Source organism: Arachidicoccus rhizosphaerae (assembly GCF_900107765.1).
Lineage (GTDB): Bacteria > Bacteroidota > Bacteroidia > Chitinophagales > Chitinophagaceae > Arachidicoccus > Arachidicoccus rhizosphaerae.
Genome location: NZ_FNQY01000001.1, coordinates 375,651 through 397,719, shown reverse-complemented (window position 1 = coordinate 397,719; position 22,069 = coordinate 375,651). Strand labels below are relative to the sequence as shown.

Annotated in this window: 18 protein-coding genes; 11 read left to right on the top strand and 7 right to left on the bottom strand. The window is 43.8% G+C overall.

Annotated elements, in window-relative coordinates; genetic code table 11:
- Nucleotides 1-146: 146 nt before the first annotated feature.
- Together BLU80_RS01520 and BLU80_RS01515 are read right to left on the bottom strand one after the other, a co-directional pair.
- Nucleotides 147-1,700: a TlpA family protein disulfide reductase gene (locus BLU80_RS01520; RefSeq protein ID WP_091392434.1), complete on the bottom strand. Its 1,554-nt coding sequence runs from the start codon at nucleotides 1,698-1,700 to the stop codon at nucleotides 147-149.
- Between the two features lie 187 nt (nucleotides 1,701-1,887).
- Nucleotides 1,888-2,787 (bottom strand): helix-turn-helix domain-containing protein, encoded by a 900-nt coding sequence (locus BLU80_RS01515; RefSeq protein ID WP_091392431.1) that lies wholly within the window; start codon nucleotides 2,785-2,787, stop codon nucleotides 1,888-1,890.
- A 184-nt stretch (nucleotides 2,788-2,971) separates the two neighbouring features.
- Between BLU80_RS01515 and BLU80_RS01510 the strand changes: the two genes are divergently transcribed.
- From BLU80_RS01510 to BLU80_RS01490, 5 genes are all read left to right on the top strand, one after another.
- Entirely contained in the window at nucleotides 2,972-3,499 is a 528-nt protein-coding gene (locus tag BLU80_RS01510; protein WP_211481709.1) for a cupin domain-containing protein, read from the top strand.
- Between the two features lie 74 nt (nucleotides 3,500-3,573).
- Nucleotides 3,574-4,566 (top strand): carboxymuconolactone decarboxylase family protein, encoded by a 993-nt coding sequence (locus BLU80_RS01505; RefSeq protein WP_170831100.1) that lies wholly within the window; start codon nucleotides 3,574-3,576, stop codon nucleotides 4,564-4,566.
- Between the two features lie 3 nt (nucleotides 4,567-4,569).
- Complete coding sequence (locus tag BLU80_RS01500) at nucleotides 4,570-4,956, top strand: DUF2255 family protein (RefSeq protein WP_091392427.1); 387 nt, start codon at nucleotides 4,570-4,572, stop codon at nucleotides 4,954-4,956.
- Nucleotides 4,957-5,229: 273 nt separating this feature from the next.
- Entirely contained in the window at nucleotides 5,230-5,397 is a 168-nt protein-coding gene (locus BLU80_RS19650) for a hypothetical protein (protein ID WP_211481708.1), read from the top strand.
- Nucleotides 5,398-5,423: 26 nt separating this feature from the next.
- Entirely contained in the window at nucleotides 5,424-5,654 is a 231-nt protein-coding gene (locus BLU80_RS01490; RefSeq protein WP_091392425.1) for a tautomerase family protein, read from the top strand.
- A 115-nt stretch (nucleotides 5,655-5,769) separates the two neighbouring features.
- Here BLU80_RS01490 and BLU80_RS01485 read toward each other — a convergent pair whose 3' ends face one another.
- A complete protein-coding gene (locus tag BLU80_RS01485; protein WP_091392423.1) occupies nucleotides 5,770-7,338 on the bottom strand; it encodes a RagB/SusD family nutrient uptake outer membrane protein in 1,569 nt (522 codons plus the stop codon).
- Nucleotides 7,339-7,368: 30 nt separating this feature from the next.
- Nucleotides 7,369-10,377 carry a SusC/RagA family TonB-linked outer membrane protein gene (locus tag BLU80_RS01480; RefSeq protein WP_091392421.1) on the bottom strand — a complete coding sequence of 1,003 codons (3,009 nt, stop codon included), beginning with the start codon at nucleotides 10,375-10,377 and terminating at the stop codon, nucleotides 7,369-7,371.
- 452 nt (nucleotides 10,378-10,829) lie between these two features.
- Here BLU80_RS01480 and BLU80_RS01475 point away from each other — a divergent pair, with 452 nt between their 5' ends.
- From BLU80_RS01475 to BLU80_RS01465, 4 genes are all read left to right on the top strand, one after another.
- A complete protein-coding gene (locus tag BLU80_RS01475; protein ID WP_170831099.1) occupies nucleotides 10,830-13,106 on the top strand; it encodes an alpha-L-rhamnosidase-related protein in 2,277 nt (758 codons plus the stop codon).
- 107 nt (nucleotides 13,107-13,213) lie between these two features.
- Nucleotides 13,214-13,354 carry a hypothetical protein gene (locus tag BLU80_RS19475; protein WP_170831098.1) on the top strand — a complete coding sequence of 47 codons (141 nt, stop codon included), beginning with the start codon at nucleotides 13,214-13,216 and terminating at the stop codon, nucleotides 13,352-13,354.
- Between the two features lie 224 nt (nucleotides 13,355-13,578).
- The gene (locus BLU80_RS19640) at nucleotides 13,579-13,791 is read left to right on the top strand and encodes a virulence RhuM family protein (protein ID WP_262482914.1); all 213 of its coding nucleotides are present in this window, start codon (nucleotides 13,579-13,581) and stop codon (nucleotides 13,789-13,791) included.
- Between the two features lie 261 nt (nucleotides 13,792-14,052).
- Nucleotides 14,053-15,072, top strand: coding sequence for a LacI family DNA-binding transcriptional regulator (locus BLU80_RS01465; protein ID WP_211481705.1), 1,020 nt, complete (start codon nucleotides 14,053-14,055; stop codon nucleotides 15,070-15,072).
- A 106-nt stretch (nucleotides 15,073-15,178) separates the two neighbouring features.
- Here BLU80_RS01465 and BLU80_RS01460 read toward each other — a convergent pair whose 3' ends face one another.
- A complete protein-coding gene (locus BLU80_RS01460; RefSeq protein WP_091392416.1) occupies nucleotides 15,179-16,837 on the bottom strand; it encodes a RagB/SusD family nutrient uptake outer membrane protein in 1,659 nt (552 codons plus the stop codon).
- A 20-nt stretch (nucleotides 16,838-16,857) separates the two neighbouring features.
- Entirely contained in the window at nucleotides 16,858-19,821 is a 2,964-nt protein-coding gene (locus BLU80_RS01455) for a SusC/RagA family TonB-linked outer membrane protein (protein WP_244518656.1), read from the bottom strand.
- An 851-nt stretch (nucleotides 19,822-20,672) separates the two neighbouring features.
- Between BLU80_RS01455 and BLU80_RS01450 the strand changes: the two genes are divergently transcribed.
- Together BLU80_RS01450 and BLU80_RS19820 are read left to right on the top strand one after the other, a co-directional pair.
- Entirely contained in the window at nucleotides 20,673-21,026 is a 354-nt protein-coding gene (locus BLU80_RS01450) for an ABC transporter permease (protein WP_244518654.1), read from the top strand.
- Nucleotides 20,959-21,210 carry a hypothetical protein gene (locus tag BLU80_RS19820; RefSeq protein ID WP_317042127.1) on the top strand — a complete coding sequence of 84 codons (252 nt, stop codon included), beginning with the start codon at nucleotides 20,959-20,961 and terminating at the stop codon, nucleotides 21,208-21,210. Before BLU80_RS01450 ends, BLU80_RS19820 begins: the two co-directional genes overlap by 68 nt.
- Before the next feature lie 146 nt (nucleotides 21,211-21,356).
- Here BLU80_RS19820 and BLU80_RS01445 read toward each other — a convergent pair whose 3' ends face one another.
- Nucleotides 21,357-22,067, bottom strand: a complete 711-nt coding sequence (locus BLU80_RS01445) for a basic secretory protein-like protein (protein ID WP_091392414.1) — start codon at nucleotides 22,065-22,067, stop codon at nucleotides 21,357-21,359.
- Nucleotides 22,068-22,069: the final 2 nt, after the last annotated feature.

Genomic DNA, 22,069 nt, shown 5'->3' with positions numbered 1-22,069 from the left:
ACCCTGGAATTGATTATGCGTCCAAAAGATGCAGTGGGATGGTGAAGTCAAGTGATAAATGCCATCTTCTTTTAAAGTTTCGATACATTTGTCATTTATGGAGCACATAACTTATTCTTTCTATCCGGGATTTACCTGAAACATAATTACTTTTCCAATGTTTTATCCAAAATATTATCATTCCATAAAAGCGAGTACGCCGCACAGTTGAAATCGGCAAAATTTCCCTCTTTATCAATGAGCATATAATGCGGAATTCCCTCAATTCCGTAAGCTTTACAAACAGGGTTATCCTCCCAACCTTTTGCAAATACATTGACACCTTCTACCTTATATTTTTTTATGGCTTCTTTCCAGTTGTCTTCCGTGTCTTCCACACAAACATTAAGAAACACCACATTTTTCCCCTTATATTTTTGATGCACTTTAGGAACCGTTTCCTTCAGATCTGCAATACAGGGGCCACAGTGAACTCCCCAAAAATCAAGCAATACCACCTTGCCTTTAAAATCTGCCAGGGATACGTCTTTTCCATTTTCATCTTTCAAGGTAAAATCCGGTGCAGGTTTCCCAGGAACATACTTTTTTGTTCCATTGTATACCTGTAATATCATCTCCTTATAATCCTGATTTTTACAAACGGGTAAAAAATCCAGCATCACCTGCTCAATATTCTCAAAAGATTGTTGCTGGCTTTTAAAATTCTTGACGAGCAAGTTCGTTATATACCAATCTCTGATCGGATAAAAGTTGAAATTAGCCATCGCCTGGTAATAGGAACGCTCCAGCCAATTTGTATTCTTTTCATGCTCAAGGCCGCCTGAGTATCGCCAAAACGGCTGCGGTGGCTGGCGCCTTGCAGTATAAGTCATATTAAATAAACCAATAAATTCCCGATATTGAGGAATGTTATAAAAATCGTTCAGGTATAAATTTCTGTATTTTGGAACATTTATAATTGACGGGGTAATTAGAATGTTCTCGCTTTTTTCGGCTAATTCATATTTTAAAAACTCCGGTATCCTGTTTAAAAACATCCGCATCAACATTTCGTAGGTCCAATGATAATAGGCCTCCTGTTTAAATAATTGCCGCATTTGTTTATCCAGACTGCTGTCTCCACTTATAAACTCACATTCCAGGTTGTACTCCTTATTTATCCAACTTACCTTCATTGAATCTATACCTGCCAGACTATCTTCTTTGGTAAAAGGGCCGCTCAAATGCTTTGAGAGCGCCATTTGTTTTTCAAAAAAATGGGCTGCAAATTGAAAATTAAAATTCAGTTCCCGGGTTCTTTTCTCCGTGTTCCCCTTAATGCTGATCGTTTGAAAAAAATTATTTTTATCGAAACGAATATTAAGCGTATCCTTTGGCTTTACATAAAAAGTTGTCCAAAACCCATTCAAGCCAACTATAAAATTTTGAGGACCTTCCACATCCACTGATTTTTCAAAACGGCCATCTTTATCAACAGGAATTTTGACATTTCGCTGTCCTGTGATACTTACGTAACAGGTCAGCCAGCAGTTTAAGGTATCATCACCCTTTTGATTCAAAATTTGGCCGCTTACAACAAAAGAGCCTTTGTCTTCTTGTTGTGCAAATGTCACGATTCCTAGAAAAATGGTCATAAAAAACAGGCAGAAGGTCTTCATAAAGAGGTATTTATTTTGATAGCACATACGCGTTAATTCCATCTAAATAGAATTTAGGTGGATTCTAAAGATACGTAAACTACCGGGATAATAACTTCTATATCGCCTAATTATTATTTATTGGAACATTTTAGCGAAAGGACAATGTTTTAAAAAAACGCGCCCAGGCGATACAGCTCTTTTGAAATTGAAGTTTCACAGCTTTCAACATGCTGCTAGTGGAATGCTGCTAGGCATTTAGATTACGGTATTCTGCCGGTGCATAGCCGACCTTTTGTTTAAACAGCCTGGTAAAATGCTGCTGGTATTTAAAGCCTAGCTGATAAGAAATCTCACTGATATTTTTATTCGTACCAAAAATAAGCGCTTTGGCTTTTTCTATCACCCTGGACTGAATAAACTCAAGCGGGCTCTGTCCTGCCTCCTTTTTAATCAAATCCCTGAAATAATTCGTGGAGAAATTAAGCTCATTAGCACAGTAACTGACTGTAGGCAACCCTTCCGCCTCACATTTCCCGGATTCAAAATAATCATCCAGCAGCCCTTCAAACCTTGTCAGGATATCTTTATTGACATGGCTTCTGGTAATGAACTGTCTGTCATAAAACCGCATGCAATAATTTAAAAACAATTCGATATTGGACACAATAAGGGTCTTACTGTGTTTATCAATATTTTGTTTAATCTCCGTCAGAATCTTTTCCAGACAGCTCACAATGACCTGCCGCTCGCTTTTTGACAAGTGAAGCGCCTCATTTACTTCATAGGAAAAAAAGGTATAGTCCTTTATGCTCTTAGCCAGGTGCGTTCCAATGATCAAATCAGGATGGAAGACCAGACCATAGCCGGAAGGTTTATTTTTGATGCCCTTGCTGTCCACGCCATAAACCTGCCCGGGGGATACAAATACCAGGGTGCCGTCCTCATAATCATAATTCTGACATCCGTAGGTGATATTCCCACATTTGATATCCTTTAAAAAGACAGCGTAAAGTCCCATATATCTTCTGAAATACTGAAATGCACCGACTTTCTCAAAATTTACGACACTCACCAGCGGATGCAGGGTCTCTACCCCTGCATAGTCGTTATATTGTCTTACCGTTTCAAACTTTTCGACCTTTTCCATAATCTTCGCCTTTATCTATACAAAGATATTCATTCATTTTGGCTCTGCGCGTCTCCCATAACGATATCAGTGAAACTGGTAAACATACCTGTGATATGTATAAATACCATGGGAAATAGACCCTGTACCTTTGTATGACGGAAAACAATTACCTGATCCGCTCCAAATAAAATCCATTAAAAGCATGAATATCAACACTATATACAGCTATTACTTATTAATTTTTACAGCCGGACTGCTGACTGTTTCAGGATGCAGTAACCTTTGCACAGAAAAGAATAACCCTCAAGATCCTGAACAAATGGCAAAACAAAATAATGAAATGCTTTTCCCTAAGGGAGAGTTGCTCCCCGGGCAGTGGTTTAGCCAAAAGGCCTATTTACATCCGCTTTTAGCCAGAGATCAAAATAATGAGTTTGCACTCGGAGTCGTCACTTTTGAGCCCGGGGCCAGAACACACTGGCATACCCATCCAAAGGGCCAGGTGCTGATTGTTACAGCGGGAGAAGGGTTTTACCAGGAAAAGGGCAAACCCGCCCGGCGGATAAAAAAAGGCGACGTGATGAATATCCCTGAAAACGTCATGCACTGGCACGGCGCCTCTGCCAGTGCAGAGTTGGTACATATTGCCATAACGAATTACAAGGGAGACCAGAATGTAGTCTGGAATGAACCCGTGACGGATCAGCAATATAACGAAGTCAATAATTAACCTTTTTTATCATGCGTAAAGTATTTATTATAGCCCTGCTTCCATTAATTATTTTCATTTTAAATACAAACTCAATGTCAGCACAAAATACGACAACCTACCTAAGCGCTTCCCAGCAAGGACTTATTACAGTAACTGCCCTCGCCGCAGCAGGTGACATGGAAAACCTGAACATACAGATACCGGCAGCCCTGGACGCCGGACTGTCTGTAAGCGAAATCAAAGAGGCCTTTGTACAGCTATATGCCTACTCAGGCTTTCCCAGAAGTCTGAATGCCATTATGGCTCTTAAAGCCATTGTCGAACAAAGATCTGCCAGTGGCTTTAAAGATGCGGCAGGGAAAGCAGACAGCCCGGAAAATAACGCTACTGACAAATACGAACAGGGCAGGCGAGTGCTGGAGACTTTAACCGGAACCTTCCAAAAAAAGCCGGCACCTGGATTCGGGGAGTTCTCTGCCCGTATTGACGCCTACCTCAAAGAGCATCTTTTTGGAGATATTTTCAGCAGCGACATCCTCTCTTTTCAGCAAAGAGAATTGGTGACCATTGCGGCACTTGCCGCAATGACGGGCATTGCCCCTCAGTTAAAAGCACACATAGGCATGGGCAAAAACACCGGGATCACTGAAAACCAGTTACTGGAAGTGGCCCAGTTAATCGAAAAACATATCGGAAGGCGATATGCCAATGTAATGCTCGGGCTGCTACATAAACCTGCTATCCCGTTATTGGATGCCGATAAGATGGTTCGCATTTCAGCAATTGAAATTGTCCCACAGTTTAAGGCAGAATATCTGGAGATTCTAAAAGAAGAAGCTTCGGCCTCTATGAAAAAGGAACCAGGTGTCATTGCGATTTTTCCGATGGAAAATCCTGCCTGCGAAAACCATATCCAAATTGTCGAGATTTACGCCAATAAGCAGGCCTACGAAGCCCACTTACAGTCACCCCATTTCAAATACTACAAGGAGTCTACCCTTAAAATGGTCCAGTCCCTTAGGCTCATAGACCAGACAGCCATTGACGCTGAGACCATGGCAGACATATTCATAAAAATAAAATAAACAATGGACCATATACCAAGCAGCTTTTCAAGCGCGGAGCTACAAAATATAGACAAGGCAGATGATTTAAAAATCTCTCCGTTAAGAGCGGACGGCAAGACCTATGGAACGCCCACTTGGATCTGGGAAGTCGTTGTAGATCATAAACTTTTTGTCAGAGCCTACAGCGGCACCTCTTCCAGTTGGTATAAAGCAGCGGTAAGTCAGGGCGCAGGCCGGATCCATGCGGCAGGCAACATCTGGAATGTCCGCTTTGAAATCGCGGATGAGGCTTTGCAAGACACGGTCGATACCGCCTACCGTAAAAAATATGCATCCAGTCCTTATCTGAGTGCCATGATAGGCCAAAAAGCGAAACAAGCCACCATTCAGATTACCGGCCGGCATTAATTCTCTTATCCACCTATTGTACTCCAAAGTGGAAGATATTAAAGGTTTTAGAGCCAAAGAAGTAATTGTATTAACGCTCCGCAGCAATTAATCCCGTTTTTTGGCAAGCTGGGTTATATGTTGTCTACCGTCCCTTATCATTAGGATCTGTCAAATTATATATCCTGCGTCAAGCCTTACGGATATTTTACGCAGGTAGGACAACCCGTGCATGGCGAACTAACCATCAATAACTTTAATATGATTTTTAACCGGATAAATTTCAATGGCTAAATGATTGGGGGCATACCGGAAACACAGGCGGTAATGGACTATTGTGCGGAAAATGAAATCTATCCGCAAATTGAATTAATATCCGCCAATCAGATTAACGAAGCCTGGGATAAAGTTGTCAATAAGGAGGCGCGCTACCCGTATGTGATTGACGGCAGCACCTTTTAAAATTAAATGATCAAAAAAATAAATTTATGCCACACATTCAAGTTAAACTCTGGAAAGGTAAAACACAGCTTCAGAAAAAAAAGTTAGCCGGCGCGCTTGTCAAGGCTGCTATTTCCATTATAGGATACGGGGAAGCGTCTTTTTCTGTAACCATTGAAGATATTGAACCTTCTTTATGGAAAGAAAAGGTATATCTCCCTGATATCTTAGCAAAGTCTGATATATTGTATAAAGAGCCCGGTTATAAAATGGACTGATACTCCCTGTTTTATCATGCATGAAAAAGGCCTCTTATCCGGCTAAATAAATATCCGGATAAGGGGCCTTTGATAAAAAACGCAATGCCTTTATTTCTTTGTCGACGCTTCCGCTTTAGAACCCGGGGTTCTGCGTCAGATTCGGATTGGACGCCACCTGCTGTGCAGGTAAAGCAAACAGCAAGGTATTAGGACTGGCATCTGCCGGCTTTTCCTGCCATGCATCCAAAAATTTGCCAAAGCGGATCAGATCCTGTCTTCTCCAGCCTTCCCAATAAAGCTCCCGGCCTCTTTCATCCAATAAATCATCCAGGGTTAAGGAAGTTAATTTGGCAATGCCTCTGTTGGTTCTGATGTCATTCACCAGACCCAGGGCTTCCGCAGCCGTTCCGTCACCTCCGCGTAAAATGGCCTCGGCCTCCATAAGAATTACATCAGCATACCGGTATACCACCCAGTCGTTGTTTTTCTGCCCGACACTGCTATAGTCATAGGCATATTTCATGGGACGGATGCCGGCCGTTTCAAGGGTTGCCCCGGAGGTTCTGAGCGTGACCTCTGCCGTAAAGACGAGTGGCGCCGTACTGGGGTTTCTGGCCATCAGCGGTTGATCGTTATTCCAGTTATACTGCTGCCCTGCAAAAAAGCCGACATTCTGTCTGTGATAACCTGCTTTCCTATTGTTGGTGGTATCTGCAGGATATTCATAATAAATGCCTCTTCTTTCATCTGTAGGCTGGAACTTATCATAAAAATCAGAGAGCGTTGCCCAGCCGTTCCAGCCACCCGGTAACATATTATAATGGGCTACCGTATTCCAGGTTCTGTCCACACTGCCGCCTCTGACCCCATTCTCATTATAAAGGGTAAAGATATTCTCAGTAGAAATCTTGTCATTGTTGGGGGCAAAATTATCAAAATAATGACCCGGTTTGGAAATGGAATACTTGCCACTGGCAGTAATGGCCTTAGCCAGGGTTATGACCTGATTCATATCTTCTTTGCTGAAAGTAGGTGCTGCTCTATTCAGGAAGGCTCCTTTATTGAGATAGATTTTCATCAGTAACACCCGGGCCGCATTTTTATTCGCCTCATAGGCCTCATAGGCATCGTCGGCATCCGGCAGAGCCGTAAGGGCATCATTCAAATCTTTAACGAGAAAATCAATCGCATCCTGACCCGAGAGAACGGAAGGCAGGGTTTTAAAATCATCGAGATTGTCCCTATACGGTGTCTGTCCCCAGAGATCCAGCATATCAAACATGGCCAGTGCCCTGATAAATTTAGCCTCAGCCTTCTGTTGATCAGAAGCATCAAAACGAAGTACATTGCTGGCCTGGAAAATAGCATTACCCAGCCCGTTAAAGGTATTAAGCATGTAGGAATTATCTGAATTCCATAAATGCAGGTGTAAAGCCCTGTGGATACCATTGTCATCCCAGTCTCCGCCTCTGGTGGGAGCAATGGCCTCGTCTGTAGTAATCTCCTCTAAACACCAGCGGTTATCCTGCTGATAGGGTCCGTTTAAGGTGGAATAAGCACTGGTTAATAAATCTGATACGGATTTTGAATCTCCGGCATCGGTGAGTTCACTATACAGGTTCTCGTCAAGTTTGGTACAGGAGATGGAAAACATCAGACTGCACAGCACGAGCACCGCGTAATATATTTTTGAAGCTTTCATATTTTAATTATTTAAGCGATGATTGGGTAGTTATAAAGAGAAGTTTACACCTAACAGAATGGTTCTGGCAGGAGGATAAGGCAGATATTCAATTCCCAGGGATGGAATATCTGAATCTGATCCATCTGTGTTGACTTCAGGATCAAAACCGTTATATCCGGTAAGCACAAACAGATTTTGTCCTGTCAGTGATATATTCAGATTTTTAATGGTATTGCCGATATTGCCTACTCTATAACTAAGTGTGATATTGGACATTTTCATATAATCCCCTTTTTCCAGGTATCTGGTGGAAGCAGAAGCGGAGTTGGAAAGCGCTTCATTGGCCGCCGGATTATCATAATAGTTTCCAATGTTTCTTGATGGCAAATTGCTAAGCCCCAGTACCGTTGCCATGGTATTATTAAACAGATAGTGGCCGAAGGCACCGTTCATGTTAAAAGTGGCAGTAAACTTCTTGTAGGTAACATCTGTTGTAATGCCGAGCAGATATTTAGGGTTTGGACTGCCTACATAAAACTTATTCAAGGAAGGGTCGTATTTTGAGTCCGTGGCAGGTGTTCCTACGGTCCCATCCTGAGCCATATACATGCTGGTCCCGGTGGTTGGGTCAATACCCGCATATTTGGCCAGATACCAGACGTTCAGCGGCTGACCGTTGACCATACGCTGACCCAGCACTCCTGAGAACCCCTGACCTCTTAAGGCGGCCGTTGTATAGTATCCCGTCAGGCCGGATACATCATTTTGGATATAAGTAGCGTTGGCGGTCAGGTTCCAGCCCCAGTCCTTTTTACTGATGATATTACCGGTAAGAGAAAGTTCAACGCCTTTATTGGAGATCTCACCTGGCAGATTAATCCAGATTTTTCCGCTGGGCGGTGCCGGCTGGGCAATCGTACTTTCAAATAAGGCGTCTGTGGTCTTTTTATTGAAGTAGTCCAGAGAACCGGACAGTCTGCTATTAAACAAGGCGAAGTCCAGTCCTGCATTCAGCGTGGCAGAAGACTCCCATTTCAGATCCGGATTCCCGAAATTAGCCTGGGTAATGGACTGAGTCCCAAAGGTAAAACGGGGCCTCGAGGCGCCGGAAGGGAAAGCAGAGTTACCGGTTTGTCCCCAACCCAGTCTTAATTTTAATTGGTTAACAACGTTACTGCCTTTTAAAAAAGCTTCATTGGACAGATTCCAGGCAAATGCCAGAGATGGAAAATTAGCATATCTGTTATTGGAACCAAACTTAGTGGAACCATCCCGACGAATGGTGGCGGTTAACAGATACCGGTCCAGGTAATTGGCCGACGCCCTTAAAAAGAAAGACTGCAGCTGAATGGAGGGATCTCTATGAGAATTGATGGATCTACTGGAAATGGTAGAATAGAGCAGATAATCATAATAATCCAAACCTACATCACTAAATCCGCTACCGGATTCTGAATTCCAATAGTATTTATAATCCAGAAATTCATAACCCGCTACCGCATTAAGATTAAAGGCATCGCTGAGTTGCTTGTTAAAGGTCAGCGTTTGGGTCAGCTGCTGATCGGTCTCAGTGTTGTTGCCCACAAAGGCCATTCCGTTCTGTACCTGACTGGAATCCACCATGCCGGCTATATATCTTCCCGTTCTATCGCCGGTTTGTCTGGTAACGCTATAAATCAGCTTGTACTCCAGATTATCGGTTATTTTATAATAAGGAGAAACACTGGCCACGATTGTATTGACCACGGCTCTGTCCTTGTAAGCTGCCAGGGAAGTCATAGGATTAATCTGGTTGGGAGAAATATAGGTCGGATTGCCGTTGTCGTCATATAAGGGCCGGGTAGGATTCCATTGCAGGGCCTGAGAGATAACGTTCCCGGTGAAGCCTACGCCAACATCAATGGGCGCCAGATTTTCATTGGTTTGCGTAACCAGTAAATTTACATCCAGCCCCAGACGCTTGTTGTCTAAGAACTTAAAGCTGCTGCTTAGATTGGCCGTGTATTTTTTCAGTTCTGATGTACGGACAATACCCGCCTGATCCAGATAACCCAGAGATAAACGGTATCTGCCGTTCTCCGTACCGCCTGTGATATCTCCATAGTAGTTCTGTGTTGGTGCTTTTCTGGTAATCGCATCAAAGGCGTCCACATCGCTTCCAAAATCTGCGGTAGCTACATCACTCGGTGTATAATGCTGAATGGCTTCTCTGAACTGTGAAGCGTCCAGTACATCCGGCTTTTTAAGCAAACTCGACAATCCGGCAGAGGCTCCCAGATTTAAAGTAGGTTCTCCGGACTTGGCCCTTTTGGTTGTAATGATAACCACGCCATTGGCCCCTCTGGATCCGTAGATAGCCGTAGCAGAGGCATCCTTTAAGATGTCAATGCTGGCAATATCACTGGGATTCAGATAAGTCAACGGGTTACCTCCGTCAGTGCTGAAGCCGCCGCTTCCTCCTGGTCTGGCGGATGTTCCGGAAAGCGGTATGCCATCCAGTACAAACAGCGGATTATTGCCGGCTCTGATAGAGGAGTTACCTCTGATTTTGACGGTAGTGGATCCGCCCGGCTGCCCCGTGTTATTAATAATCATAACCCCTGGAGTCTTGCCCTGAATAAGCTGGTCGGGAGCCGTTATCACACCCTTATTAAAATCCTTGGCGCCAATACTGGCTACAGATCCGGTCAGGTCCTTTTTTCGTACCTGCCCGTAACCAATTACCACAACCTCATCGAGCGCCTCAGCGCTGGAGGGTTGCAATTGAACCGTAACGGACTCTTTACCTGCAATGCTGACTTTTTGTGTGGCATACCCGACAAAGCTAATCTCGAGTTGCGTCACCGACGGCGGGACACTTAACGCAAAACTGCCCTGAGCGTCCGTAGACGTTCCGGTTGTAGTACCTACTGCTTTTACAGAGGCGCCGGGGACCGGTTCCCCTGTTTCACTGGTGACGGTACCTGTGACCGTCCTTGTTTGTGCGAAACCGGCTAGTGAAAGTAATAGCCAGCCCAGACACAAAGCGAATCTTGACGATAATCGTTTTGAATTCATGGATGAAAATTTTTGGGATGAAAGTGTCAATCTTAGAAACCTATGTGCAAACCATCCAATTCGTAAATGGTTAACACCGAAACAAATATAAATTGTTTGCTTTTTATTATATAAATTTTTGGTAAAATAGTTTCATTTTTTCGGCGAATTAACTGAAATCGTTATCAAACAAAATAGATTTGTAACAAATGATAAATATTTGAAACATTCATTTTTAATCCTATTGGAACAGAATCAGCTCAATAAGCACAGTATCAATTTGTTTAGTAGTTTTTTATTTTGTATTACATGTTTATAAAGTTTTGTGAAAGACTTTTTGTGAAAACGTTATATTGACCAATAAATTAATATATTGGGAATTATATATAAATCACCGTTCATTTATGCAATTGTTACCCTTTTGGTCCGCCCGTCACTCTTACAGATTTGTTTTTAAGGTCGCTTGTAAACTGATGTTATTTATTGGATGTGCCTGTTGCAAGTGGCCGCTAGCAGCTCAAGGTATGCAGGGTCCCGGCCGGCAGGACCTAAAGGTGCCCACCGGGCTACGTGTAGACCTTTTGGATCATCCGGAGCGCGTTTATAAAATGGGTATACTCACCAATCAATCTTTGCTTTCTGTGACTGCAGGCAACAAGGATTCCTTGCAGTTTGAAGCGATTACGAGCCGTAGACCGGCTTTTTGCTGGATCGTCCCCGGCAAAGTAAAAAAACAGGCCGCTTATGAAATTATACTTACAAAGGCCATGGATAATAACAAGACTGCGGGGCCGGTCTGGAGTTCCGGAAAAATAGAAAACTCCGCCAGCGTCCAGGTTCCCTACACCGGACCTGCTTTATTGCCGGCTACGGTTTACCAGTGGAAAGTCAGGATTTGGGATAGAGATGCAGCAGGCAAGTCGGATAGCCGGTTTTCAGGATGGCAGCTTTTCAGAACGGCCGACAGCCTCACGGATTCAGGGCTTCCCACATTTGTTGTACAAAAAGAGCACCAGTCCCCCATAGATTCTCTAAGACTGGACAAGGATTATTTGCTCTATGACTTTGGCAAAGACGGCTTTGCCCAGCCTGTCCTCAGACTGCAGGCGAGTAAAGATGACAGCATTTTCATCGTGTTAGGAGAAAAACTGATTCAGGGAAAAGGCAGCCCGATTGATCAACAGCCGCCCGGTACGGTCCGCTATAGAATCATAAGAATCGCTGTAAAACAAGGCATTCATACTTATCAGGTGCCGATTACCCCTGATCAGAGAAATACCAAACCCAGTGCAGTGAAAATGCCATCTTACATAGGCGAAGTATTACCTTTCAGGTATCTGGCTCTTCATGGAAATCTAACGAGCATCCGGCCATTGAAGGTTTCCAGAAACTTTGTTCATATTCCCTTTAAAGACAATGCCACTGTTTTTCATAGCTCAGACAGCACATTAAATCAAATCTGGGAGTTATGTAAGTACACCATTAAAGCCACTTCCTTTACCGGATATTACCTGGATGGAGACAGAGAAAGGATTCCCTATGAGGCGGATGCACTGATCAATCAGCTTTCGCATTACAGCACAGACGCCGACTTTAATATGACCAAAAGAACGCTTTCTTATCTGATCTATCATCCTACCTGGCCTACGGAATGGTCCCTGCAAAACCTTCTTATTGCTTATTACGATTATATGTACAGCGGTGATCACAGATCTGTGGCCAGGATTTTTAAGCAGCTGCAACCCAAGCTTCTGACAGCACTGCAGGACAGTACAGGCCTGATCAGTACCAGAACGGGCAAGCAATCTGTTGATTTTTTAAAAAGTATTCATTATAAAGTTTTTGATGGCAATGAAGGGTTAAAGGATATTGTGGACTGGCCGCATACACCGGAAGAAACCGACAGCTTTGTATTTACGGATTATAACGCGGTTGTAAATGCGTTTTATTACAAGGCCCTACAATCAATGGCAACGCTTGCGACAGCTACTCATAAACCAGTAGAGGCCCTGGCATATACCCGGCAGGCCGCTGCCCTTAAGGCTGCCTTTCTCCGGCATTTCTCGGATCCCGCCACCGGTCTCATTAAAGATGGCACCGGAACGCAACATAGCTCCCTTCATGCCAATATGTTTGCACTCGCCTTTGGATTGGTGCCTGATGAGCATGTCCCGGCAGTTATTCATTTTATCAAATCAAGGGGTTTATCCTGCAGCGTATATGGGGCACAGTTCTTACTGGAAGCCCTGGGGAGATTTGACCAATCAGATGACGCGATTCAACTTATTACGTCAAAAGACAAACGAAGCTGGTTTAATATGCTCAGGGAAGGATCCACCATGACCATGGAGGCCTGGGGCCAGGACTTTAAACCCAATCAGGACTGGAATCACGCCTGGGGCACGGCACCGGCCAATTATATTGTTCGTTTCCTGATGGGAATCAGGCCCCTGAAACCTGGTTTTGAACAGGTAATCATTGAGCCACATCCTTTCGGAGTACAACAGGCCTCTATCCGTTACCAGACAATAAGAGGGGATATTGATGTAAGCTTTCAAATTGCACCTGACCATACTAATTGGCAGCTGACTTTGCCCGGAAACACAACAGCCACGGTGCGGCTGCCATTTGCCGGAAAAAGCAACCCCCTGCTTTTCATGGACGGACAAAAAGTTCAGGGAAAACTTATGAGGGGGTATTATCAGATAGAAAATGTTCCCTCAGGAACGCACCGCTTTACCTTCAGATAGGGCTTTGTCATAGGGCTGTTGTCCACCTGATTTCCCAACAGCGGCCTGACTGATCTCTTATAAAACAAAAAAGCAGATTTTTTAACTGAGGTTAAAATGTCAATGATATGTGTCCAAAAAATCTTTTCGCTTTTGCTGACATACAAGATTTAGCGCAAAATAATTCAAGTTTTATCCTGTTTAAAGCCGAAGACCAAAACATTTCGGTAGATGTTCGTTTTGAAGCAGAAACCGTGTCGCTTTGGTAGCTATGTTGTTTGGTGTGGAACGCCCGGGTATCACACAGCATATAAAAAATATTTTTACGCAGGGCGAATTACACGAAAATTCAGTTAGTAAGAAATTCTTACGAACTGCCGCAGACTGGAAACGGTATGGTTCAAAGCATTATCGCCTTGATAAGATTATTTCGCTGGGCTACGGTGTAAATTCCAAAATACCCACTCAGTTTAGGATGTAGGCGACAAAACGCCTGAACGAATATATCCGTAAAGGTTTTACGATGGATGATGAACGCCTTAAAAGTATGAGCGGTGGTGGTTACTGGAAAGAATTGCCGGAACGCATAAGGGATATCCGCTTTAGGGAAAAGGTATGCTATCGTCCGGTGCTGGATATTTACGCCACAAGCATTGATTATGATCCGAAAGCGGAAGTTTCTGTTGGCAGAATGGACCTATACTAACCGGGAACCCTTCCAAACGGGCTTTGCCCGGACAGTTAAATCCCCAGGGTTTTTCAAAAATTTTCCCGGCAGATGCCACGAAAGCAAAAATAATCACAACCGATTGTGTTATAAGGGCTAAAAAAGGCTTCTCCCCCAATTACACCACGCCTGGCTAACGCAGAGCCCATATAGATTAAGGAAATTTACCATCTTTGTACAATCGATTGCAATAAATTGAAAAAATTCACATAGATTTGTCCTAATCAACCAGGCCTTGACATGATTAACAAACCAGTTACGATCTATGATATTGCCGCCAAGCTGGACCTTGCGCCCTCTACCATCAGCAGAGGGCTTAAAAGACATAGCTCCGTTAGCCTGCCCACTCAGCAAAGAATCATTCAGATGGCCGAGAAGATGGGCTACCGGGCCAATGCCTTTGCCATAAATCTGAGAAACAACAAAACCAGCACGATCGGGATTATTGTGCCAAAGCTCAACAGCTATTTTATGTCCCAGGTCATTGCAGGGATTGAAAAGGTGATTAATAGTGCAGGTTATAATCTGTTGATCAGCCAATCGCTGGAAGATGTCGGCAAGGAAATTATTAATGTTCAGACCATGTTTGATAACCGGGTGGCAGGACTGCTGGTCTCTCTGGCCGAGAACACGAGTGACATTGCGCATTTTCTGAATCTGCAAAAGCGGGGGATCCCGGTGCTGTTTTTTGACAGAACACCTGCCGGTAGTGACCTGCCGGCCCTTACCATTAATAATGAAGCCGCCGGCTATAAGGTAACCCGCCATTTAATTGAACAGGGAGCCACCAAAATTGTCCATATCACCGGCAATCAGCTCAGCAATGTGTATAAGGAAAGACTTTCCGGTTATAAAAGAGCCCTTCTGGAATTTAAAATACCCTTTGAGGAAAGCTGTGTTCTTATCAATGACTTATCCGAAGAGGCAGGCATCAAGGCTGCCAATACCATTATCAAACTTAAGGCCGATGGCGTTTTCGTAGCCAATGATCACTGCGCCGCAAGCTGTATGCACGAACTCAAGCATCATGGCAAAAAGGTTCCCGAAGATATTGTGATCGCAGGATTCAACAATGATATGATTTCAAGGATTATTGACCCTTCTTTGACAACCGTGGATTACCCGGGGCTTAAAATGGGGGAAATAGCTGCCAAGAATCTGCTGGCCCACATTGAAGAAAAAATTGATATTAACCTGACGGCTAATATTATTTTAAAAACGCCGCTATTAATCCGGCAGTCTTCCCTTAGAAATCCATAACTTTCTACGCAAAAAGGAGGCCGCCTAATTAAAGGTTGCCTCCTTTCCATTCACCATTTAAAACAAGATTATTAATATAATCCTTTTATGTATTCCCGGCTAGTGATTAGTAGCCAGGGTTTTGTTTTAAGTTCGGATTGAGTGATAACTGCTCAATGGGAATAGCAAACAGCAGTTTATTTTTATCATTAAGGGGTTTATGATCCCACCAGGTACCGGTGGTAAACTTACCAAAACGAATCAGATCCTGTCTGCGGTATCCTTCAAAAATGAACTCACGTCCTCTTTCTGCCAGCAAAGAGTCCATTGTAAAATTGGCCGTTGTGAATTTTTTAGCCGCAAAGGTCTTTGCATCAAAATCGCGCTCCCGGACCGTATTGATCAGATCTACCGCATCCTGGGTCGGTTTATTGCCATTGAGTCGCATTTCTGCCTCGGCCTTGGCATAATAGATCATGGTCAGGCGGTAAATCATCCAGCTGGTACTTTGATAATTAGGATCATCCTGTGCGCCCAACTTATATTTATTAAAACGCACCCCGCTGTTTTCTTCCCCATGGGTCATGTCTGACACCAAGGAAGATGGATCCTGACCAGCTTTTAATTCGCTGTTTCTTCTGATATTATCCACAAATACCAACTGTTTACCCTGATACTCTCTGTAGCCCATCACTGGATACTTCAGATTGGCATTGTCTTTTTTAGCCGTCGTATCATAATACCACATCGGGCCGATAAAGAACCATTCTTTTTTACGCAGATCTGCATCATCATACGTATCATACACACCAGGAATCACGATAATCCCGTTATTACCTGTAACGGTACCGCCATAAACAAATTTCTGATTAAAATGATAGAAATCAGAAGGGAACCCTGCATTCCAGTTCGCGGACTGGTGGTTATAGACAATTGCAAAAATCTGTTCCTGAGAAGCCTTGTTGCTGGGCAGATAAGTTTCCGTCAGATTAGAATCCAGGGATAATTTATTGTTGATAACCCCACCAGCTTTATTATCTATCAGGGAGTCACAGGCGTTGATACAGTCCTGCCACCTGGCTTTACCAGACCAGACTTCCGCATTCAGGTATAACTCTGACAGCATCGCATAAGCGCCTGCCTTGCTCATCCGACCCAGCATTTCTTCAGAAAGATCGGGCACCAGGTTAATATTGGCCTTAATTTCTGCTTCAATGGAATCAAAGATCTGTGCTTCCGGTAAGGTAGAAGGATGCACCTGATCTACTGTTGTAATCCAGGGCACATTGCCCCAAAGATCCATAATACGGATATAATAGAAGGCATGTAAGAGCTTCAGCTCAGCAATGTAGTTCTTCTGCTCCTCGTCTGTAATACCCATAGAAGTTGCTTCTCTGGCTCCGATATTGGCAATGGCTGAATTACAATAGCCAAGTCCGGTCCATAATAGCTTCCACGGAGTTCTCACATCATCGTCATCTGAGTTCCAGGTATGATAATGCAGACGGATCCATTTTGCACCATCGTACCCATCCACCCCTTTCTGTGGCCAGGCCAACTGATCGCCGGCCAGGGCGCTGACGCGCCACCAACCAATCTGTCCGGAACTGGTGGCCCAGGCATTGGTATGCGTGTAAGGCCTTAATACCGCTGATATCACTTCATCTTTATTTTGATAATAGGCATCCGCCGGGATGGAGTGGTAGGCTGTAGAATCCAGTTTTGTACAGGAGTACAAAACGCCTACAGCAACTGTCATGAATAGCAAATATTTATAAAATTTCATCTTCTGTTCTTTTTATCAATTTAGAAACCAACATTAACGCCCAACAGGAATGATCTGGTGCTTGGATAAACCCCTCTTCCGTCAATACTTGGGAAAAGTCCGGTGTCATCCACAAAATCCGGATCATTGCCTTTATAGCTGGTGAATAAAGCCAGGTTAGATCCGGTGACATATACACTCAGACTGCGGATATAATTGTTGGCTTTAATGGGTACATTATAGGAGAAAGTGACTTCATCGAGTTTAACAAAATTCCCTCTCTGCAAATAGTAATCACTATACTGATACGTATCATTGATATCCTTATACTTGGTAAAGGCAGATTCCAGTACGTTGGTAGGTAAAGTATACCGGTTGCCATAGGACAAATCCAGTGTATTTAGAATGTCATACCCGAATTTACCGCGCAGGGAGAACCTTAAAGAGAAATTCTTATAGGTAAAAGAGTTGGTCAGTGAGGCATACAGTTTAGGGATACCGTTGCCGATAACGCCTTCATTTTCCACCGTATTGGCCTCATCCGGACCTACCTTATTGCCATCCTTATCATAGAACAGCCATTTGCCGTTCTCATCAAGACCTGCATAGGTTTTTCCGAAGAATCCGCCCAGGTAATCACCGGGATAGATATAGTTATAGGCATACCCTAAGTCTCCATAGCCGCCGATGCTTCCACCGGTCAGCCAGTTACCACTTGTATATTTCAGAAGCTTAGTTCTGGCATGTGAAGCGGTCGCATCAATATTCCAGCTAAAGTCTCCTGTACGAATCGGTGTCGCACTTAAGGTCAGCTCAATACCGTTGGTTCCCAGCTCACCCACGTTCTGCAGGGTCTCTGAAGCTACATTGGCCGGTTGTTCCACAATCGCTTTGATAACGAGGCCGTCTGTTCTTCTCTGGAAATAATCCACGGAACCGGACAGTCTGTTGCCAAACAGGCCAAAATCAACCCCGGCATTAAATTCTTTTTTACGCTCCCATTTTAAATCCGGATTCGGGTTTAAAGAAGGGCCATAGGTCTGGTGCCAGCTGCCATCAGGATAGATATAATAGCCGCCGGTACCCAGCGTTACAAACGGATAGGTGCCATTACCAAAGCTCTGGTTACCGGTAATACCATAACCTACCCTTAACTTCAGGTTATTGACCCAGGTGGCATTTTGCATGAATGCTTCTTTAGAGAGCACCCATCCTGCGGAAACAGCCGGGAAATTACCCCATTTGTTGTTTTCACCAAACATGGTGGAACCCTCATGACGTAAAACGGCTTCCAACAGGTATTTATCCTTATAGGCATAGTTTAACCTGCCATAAAAGGAAATCAGGGTATTGGTGTATTTTTCACTGGACATGCCTGCATGCCCCTGACCCAGTGCATTACCGGCACCTAAGTCATTCTCCGCAGTCTCATCGGCAGAAAAACCTTTGTTATTGGCGGAGAAATTTTCTTCTTCATGGTACTGATAACTATACCCCAGAATCGCACTCACGGCGTGATCTTCTTTAAAGGTATTGGTATAGTTCAAATAAGTCTCCATCAAATAATCATTGGCCAGCCCGGAAGACTTATAAGCATAACCGCCGCCCGGATTGTCCCCATCATTTTGAGAAGCTCTGGAGTTCAGCATTTTATACTGATTATCCACATACTGATCTCTTTGAGAAGATCCCGTTACCGTAGCGCTTAATTGCTTAGTGATGGTAAGCGTCGACTTAAACTGCGCCATCGTGGTCTGCTGATCTCTTTTGGAAGTCTCCTGATGCAGTCTGGAAACCACGTTTTCCACCTGGTTGTCATTCCAGTAACCACCGGGATTGGTAGAGTCATAAGGACTCTGGGTCGGATTTTCTTTAAATAACGCATCCTCCCAGTTACCGCCACCTAATAAGTTAGCGGAATTATGATTGGTCATAAATGTAACCTGTGTGGTCAGCCGGTCATTAAAACCTTTATGGGTGATATTGGCGGATCCTCCGTATTGCTGGCGGGAATTCTCCTTGGCAATACCTTCATAATTGGAGAAATACAGACTGGCTCTGTAACTGGTTTTGTCATCCCCGCCACTCATGGAAATATTATGGTAGTGGCTGAAATTATTGTGGTTGATCAAATCATCAAACCAATCCGTAGTAGCGCCCTTATCGTTATTGTCAGAAATCACACCATCCGCGATCTTCTGACGATACTCAGCTGCACTTAATACTTTAGGATATCTGGATAAGGATTCCTTTCTGATCCAGGTATTGTATTCATATTTAGGCGCTCCGGCATGCCCCTTCTTAGTGGTTACCAGGATAACGCCGCCATTGGCTCTGGAACCATAGATCGCAGCAGCGGAACCATCCTTTAATACGGAGATGGACTCAATATCACTTTGTTGTAATAAATCCAGGTTTCCACCGGGAACACCGTCGATGACAATCAGCGGGCTGTTGGAACCGTTAATGGAAGCCACCCCTCTTAACTGAATGGCCGGGCTGGAGTTTGGGTTGGAGCCTGAAGTTCGTGTAATCGTCAGACCGGCTACCTTACCGGCAATCAGATCCATGGCGTTTCTGGCACCCCCTTTATTAAAATCCTTGTCATCAATCTGGGTAATGGCGGAGGTCAGATCTCCTTTTTTCTGGGTACCGTACCCCACAACAACCACCGCATTTAAAGAGGTGTCAATCGTCTGAGAGAGTAATATAATCAGACTGTCACCAGTAAGCGGAACCGTAGCTTTCTCATATCCCACCGATAAGGCCGTTACACTTGTGGCAGCCGCCGGAACCGATAATTTAAATGTACCTGTTATCGTAGTAATGGCGCCTGTCCTGGCTCCTTCAACTACAACGGATGCACCCGCAATAGGCGCCCCAGTGGCAGAATCCTTTACAGCACCAACTACTGTCCTGGCCTGTTGTGCCATCAGTTGAACGGTGCTAAAAACGGCCAAAAGAAATCCGGCTAGGCCGATCTTATAGGCTTTTTTCATAATCATTAATTGATTTTAATTAATAAACAAAACAAGTATTCGTGTCCGGGGAGTAATAGAACTATACGCTTTCAAAGCGCCATGGTCCCCAAACACTTATTTTAAAAACTACCTGACAATTTTATCCGGATTTTCCATTGGGACTTTCTATGCAATAAACAGCCCCTACCTGTTTCGGCCCTCTTTTTTCAGTAGAAAAACAGGCTAAAACGGTATCAAGGACAGGTCTTTACCTGTCTTGTGATGGTAAATCGCGGTTGTGACCCTGGATCAAAAATTATTTATTCCGACAAAATGAGGTATGCACTCAATAATTTTGAAAATTCTTAGGTGTTGATCAAAACAATATTTTAAGAATGCTGTATCTATTTCTTACGTTAAGATGTTAGCAATAATTAAAATTGTACAAGGTTACACATCCAATTCAAGGTTAAAATTAGAAAGGATTAAAGTAGTATTGTGTTAATAGATGATGACTAGATTTATAACGAACTTTAAATTAAAAATAATTCACACATAAATTAGCACGCGCACCAGACAAATCCCTCATTGAAACTGGTGCAAAAACGCTTTCTAATAAAATCAGATGACATGGCTATAACATACTGGTATCAATAGTTGTAGAGCAATATAAAAAAAGTAATTTTAGGATGCTATAAGAGAAAACAATTATTTGTAAAAAAAATGATTTGTAGAAAAAATTTCCCAGTCTGAGCCTTGTACTGCTTATTAATTTTTCTAAAAAAACTTTTTAAAATCTGAAAGGATGCAAGGGACGCTACAATCTTTTGTAAACAGTTTTTTAAATAAAAACCGATTAACTGTGTAATATCTTAAAAAACCTGAAAACGCTCAGCATGTGCCCGCTGCCAAGATTTCCCTGGAGCCCGTCAAACAGGTATAACCCCAGGGCAGCATACAAATATTATATGGTGCCGGGCATCCTGGTCTTGTTACTTACCATGACCCGGGGCTTTATTACCGCGCTCAACATTGTCAAGGAAAAAGAAATAGGCACCACCCAACAGATCAATGTAACACCCATTCAAAAATGGCAGTTCATTGTAGGAAAGCTCATCCCCTTTTGGATGATCGGCATGATAGTCTTTACCACCGGCCTTTGCCGACACTCAATTACAGGCCATGTTCATCTCATTTTTCTTTATAATGATTTTTATGCTTATGAGCGGCTTCTTTACCAGCTCAGATAGCATGCCCGGGTGGGGCACCCCGCTTTCTGAGCTTACGGCGGTTACGCATTTTATAAAGGTCGTCCGCTTAATTGTACTTAAAGGTGCCGGATTCTCCCAGGTGATCCAGGAACTAGGCTACCTTGCTCTGTTTGCCCTGGCCCTGAACGGATTTGCCATCTGGAACTACCGAAAAACGACTTAAGTAAGCAATAAGCTGGGCCACGGCCCCGCCTTTGATTCCCTCAAGCATAAAGGCCTCTTTAAGTAGAGGCCTTTAATATTATTCACGTTACCAATCCTTCCATAAGATGCATGCGGGAAGTCAGCCCTGATTTTTATCTTTTTCCATTAAATAGTCGGATTTTTACTATACAGCGACCACAGTTCATCCACGGTTTTGCCGGTCTGATCTTTCCAGAAACCATCCGTATATGTTCCTTCCCGCATAACGGTATTCAAGGACCGGACAAACTGCTTTTTATAGTTCTTAGTAATCCAGAGCAGAAAACGGGCCGTAATACGGTAGGCATTCGTATAGCTCTGCCGCTCATCAAAAGGCGTCAAGGACCATCCGGCAGCCTCGTTGTTGACGCCAAACTCATGGCGGACATAGTCGGCAATACCCTCTGTTATCCATCCCGGACCACTATGTCCCCCATAGGCCTGAACGATATGCATGGCTTCATGGGTGACGACATCCAAATCCTCGGGATGCTTTTGCATCCATTCCGGATTTACCCGGATTACAGTTCCCGCGGTGGCCGCCACGCCTTTATACTCCGGATCTATAATCAGGGCAACCGTCTTCGCTGCCTTTTTATTATATGTGTTGATCTCTTTGGGGTACACCTTAAAGAAGGTTTGCTCCATCCTTGCCTGCTCCTGTTTTGAGAAGCCTGCTTCCTTATTGATAAATACCAGGGTAATGCCCTTTTTAGTGAGTGTATCCCTGGACAGGTCTTTATCGGATAAGACCTGATTCCAGTGGCGCTGACCCTGAGCCACCCCCGCGGTGCAAAACAGCACGAGCGTCATCAGCCATCCTGTTGTTTTATTCATGT

Coding starts and splice junctions, on each gene's coding strand:
- BLU80_RS01520 (WP_091392434.1), bottom strand. CDS start 1,700: ATGGAATTAACGCGTATGTGCTATCAAAATAAATACCTCTTTATGAAG.
- BLU80_RS01515 (WP_091392431.1), bottom strand. CDS start 2,787: ATGGAAAAGGTCGAAAAGTTTGAAACGGTAAGACAATATAACGACTAT.
- BLU80_RS01510 (WP_211481709.1), top strand. CDS start 2,972: ATGAATATCAACACTATATACAGCTATTACTTATTAATTTTTACAGCC.
- BLU80_RS01505 (WP_170831100.1), top strand. CDS start 3,574: ATGTCAGCACAAAATACGACAACCTACCTAAGCGCTTCCCAGCAAGGA.
- BLU80_RS01500 (WP_091392427.1), top strand. CDS start 4,570: ATGGACCATATACCAAGCAGCTTTTCAAGCGCGGAGCTACAAAATATA.
- BLU80_RS19650 (WP_211481708.1), top strand. CDS start 5,230: ATGATTGGGGGCATACCGGAAACACAGGCGGTAATGGACTATTGTGCG.
- BLU80_RS01490 (WP_091392425.1), top strand. CDS start 5,424: ATGCCACACATTCAAGTTAAACTCTGGAAAGGTAAAACACAGCTTCAG.
- BLU80_RS01485 (WP_091392423.1), bottom strand. CDS start 7,338: ATGAAAGCTTCAAAAATATATTACGCGGTGCTCGTGCTGTGCAGTCTG.
- BLU80_RS01480 (WP_091392421.1), bottom strand. CDS start 10,377: ATGAATTCAAAACGATTATCGTCAAGATTCGCTTTGTGTCTGGGCTGG.
- BLU80_RS01475 (WP_170831099.1), top strand. CDS start 10,830: ATGTTATTTATTGGATGTGCCTGTTGCAAGTGGCCGCTAGCAGCTCAA.
- BLU80_RS19475 (WP_170831098.1), top strand. CDS start 13,214: ATGTGTCCAAAAAATCTTTTCGCTTTTGCTGACATACAAGATTTAGCG.
- BLU80_RS01465 (WP_211481705.1), top strand. CDS start 14,053: ATGATTAACAAACCAGTTACGATCTATGATATTGCCGCCAAGCTGGAC.
- BLU80_RS01460 (WP_091392416.1), bottom strand. CDS start 16,837: ATGAAATTTTATAAATATTTGCTATTCATGACAGTTGCTGTAGGCGTT.
- BLU80_RS01455 (WP_244518656.1), bottom strand. CDS start 19,821: ATGATTATGAAAAAAGCCTATAAGATCGGCCTAGCCGGATTTCTTTTG.
- BLU80_RS01450 (WP_244518654.1), top strand. CDS start 20,673: ATGTGCCCGCTGCCAAGATTTCCCTGGAGCCCGTCAAACAGGTATAAC.
- BLU80_RS19820 (WP_317042127.1), top strand. CDS start 20,959: ATGTTCATCTCATTTTTCTTTATAATGATTTTTATGCTTATGAGCGGC.
- BLU80_RS01445 (WP_091392414.1), bottom strand. CDS start 22,067: ATGAATAAAACAACAGGATGGCTGATGACGCTCGTGCTGTTTTGCACC.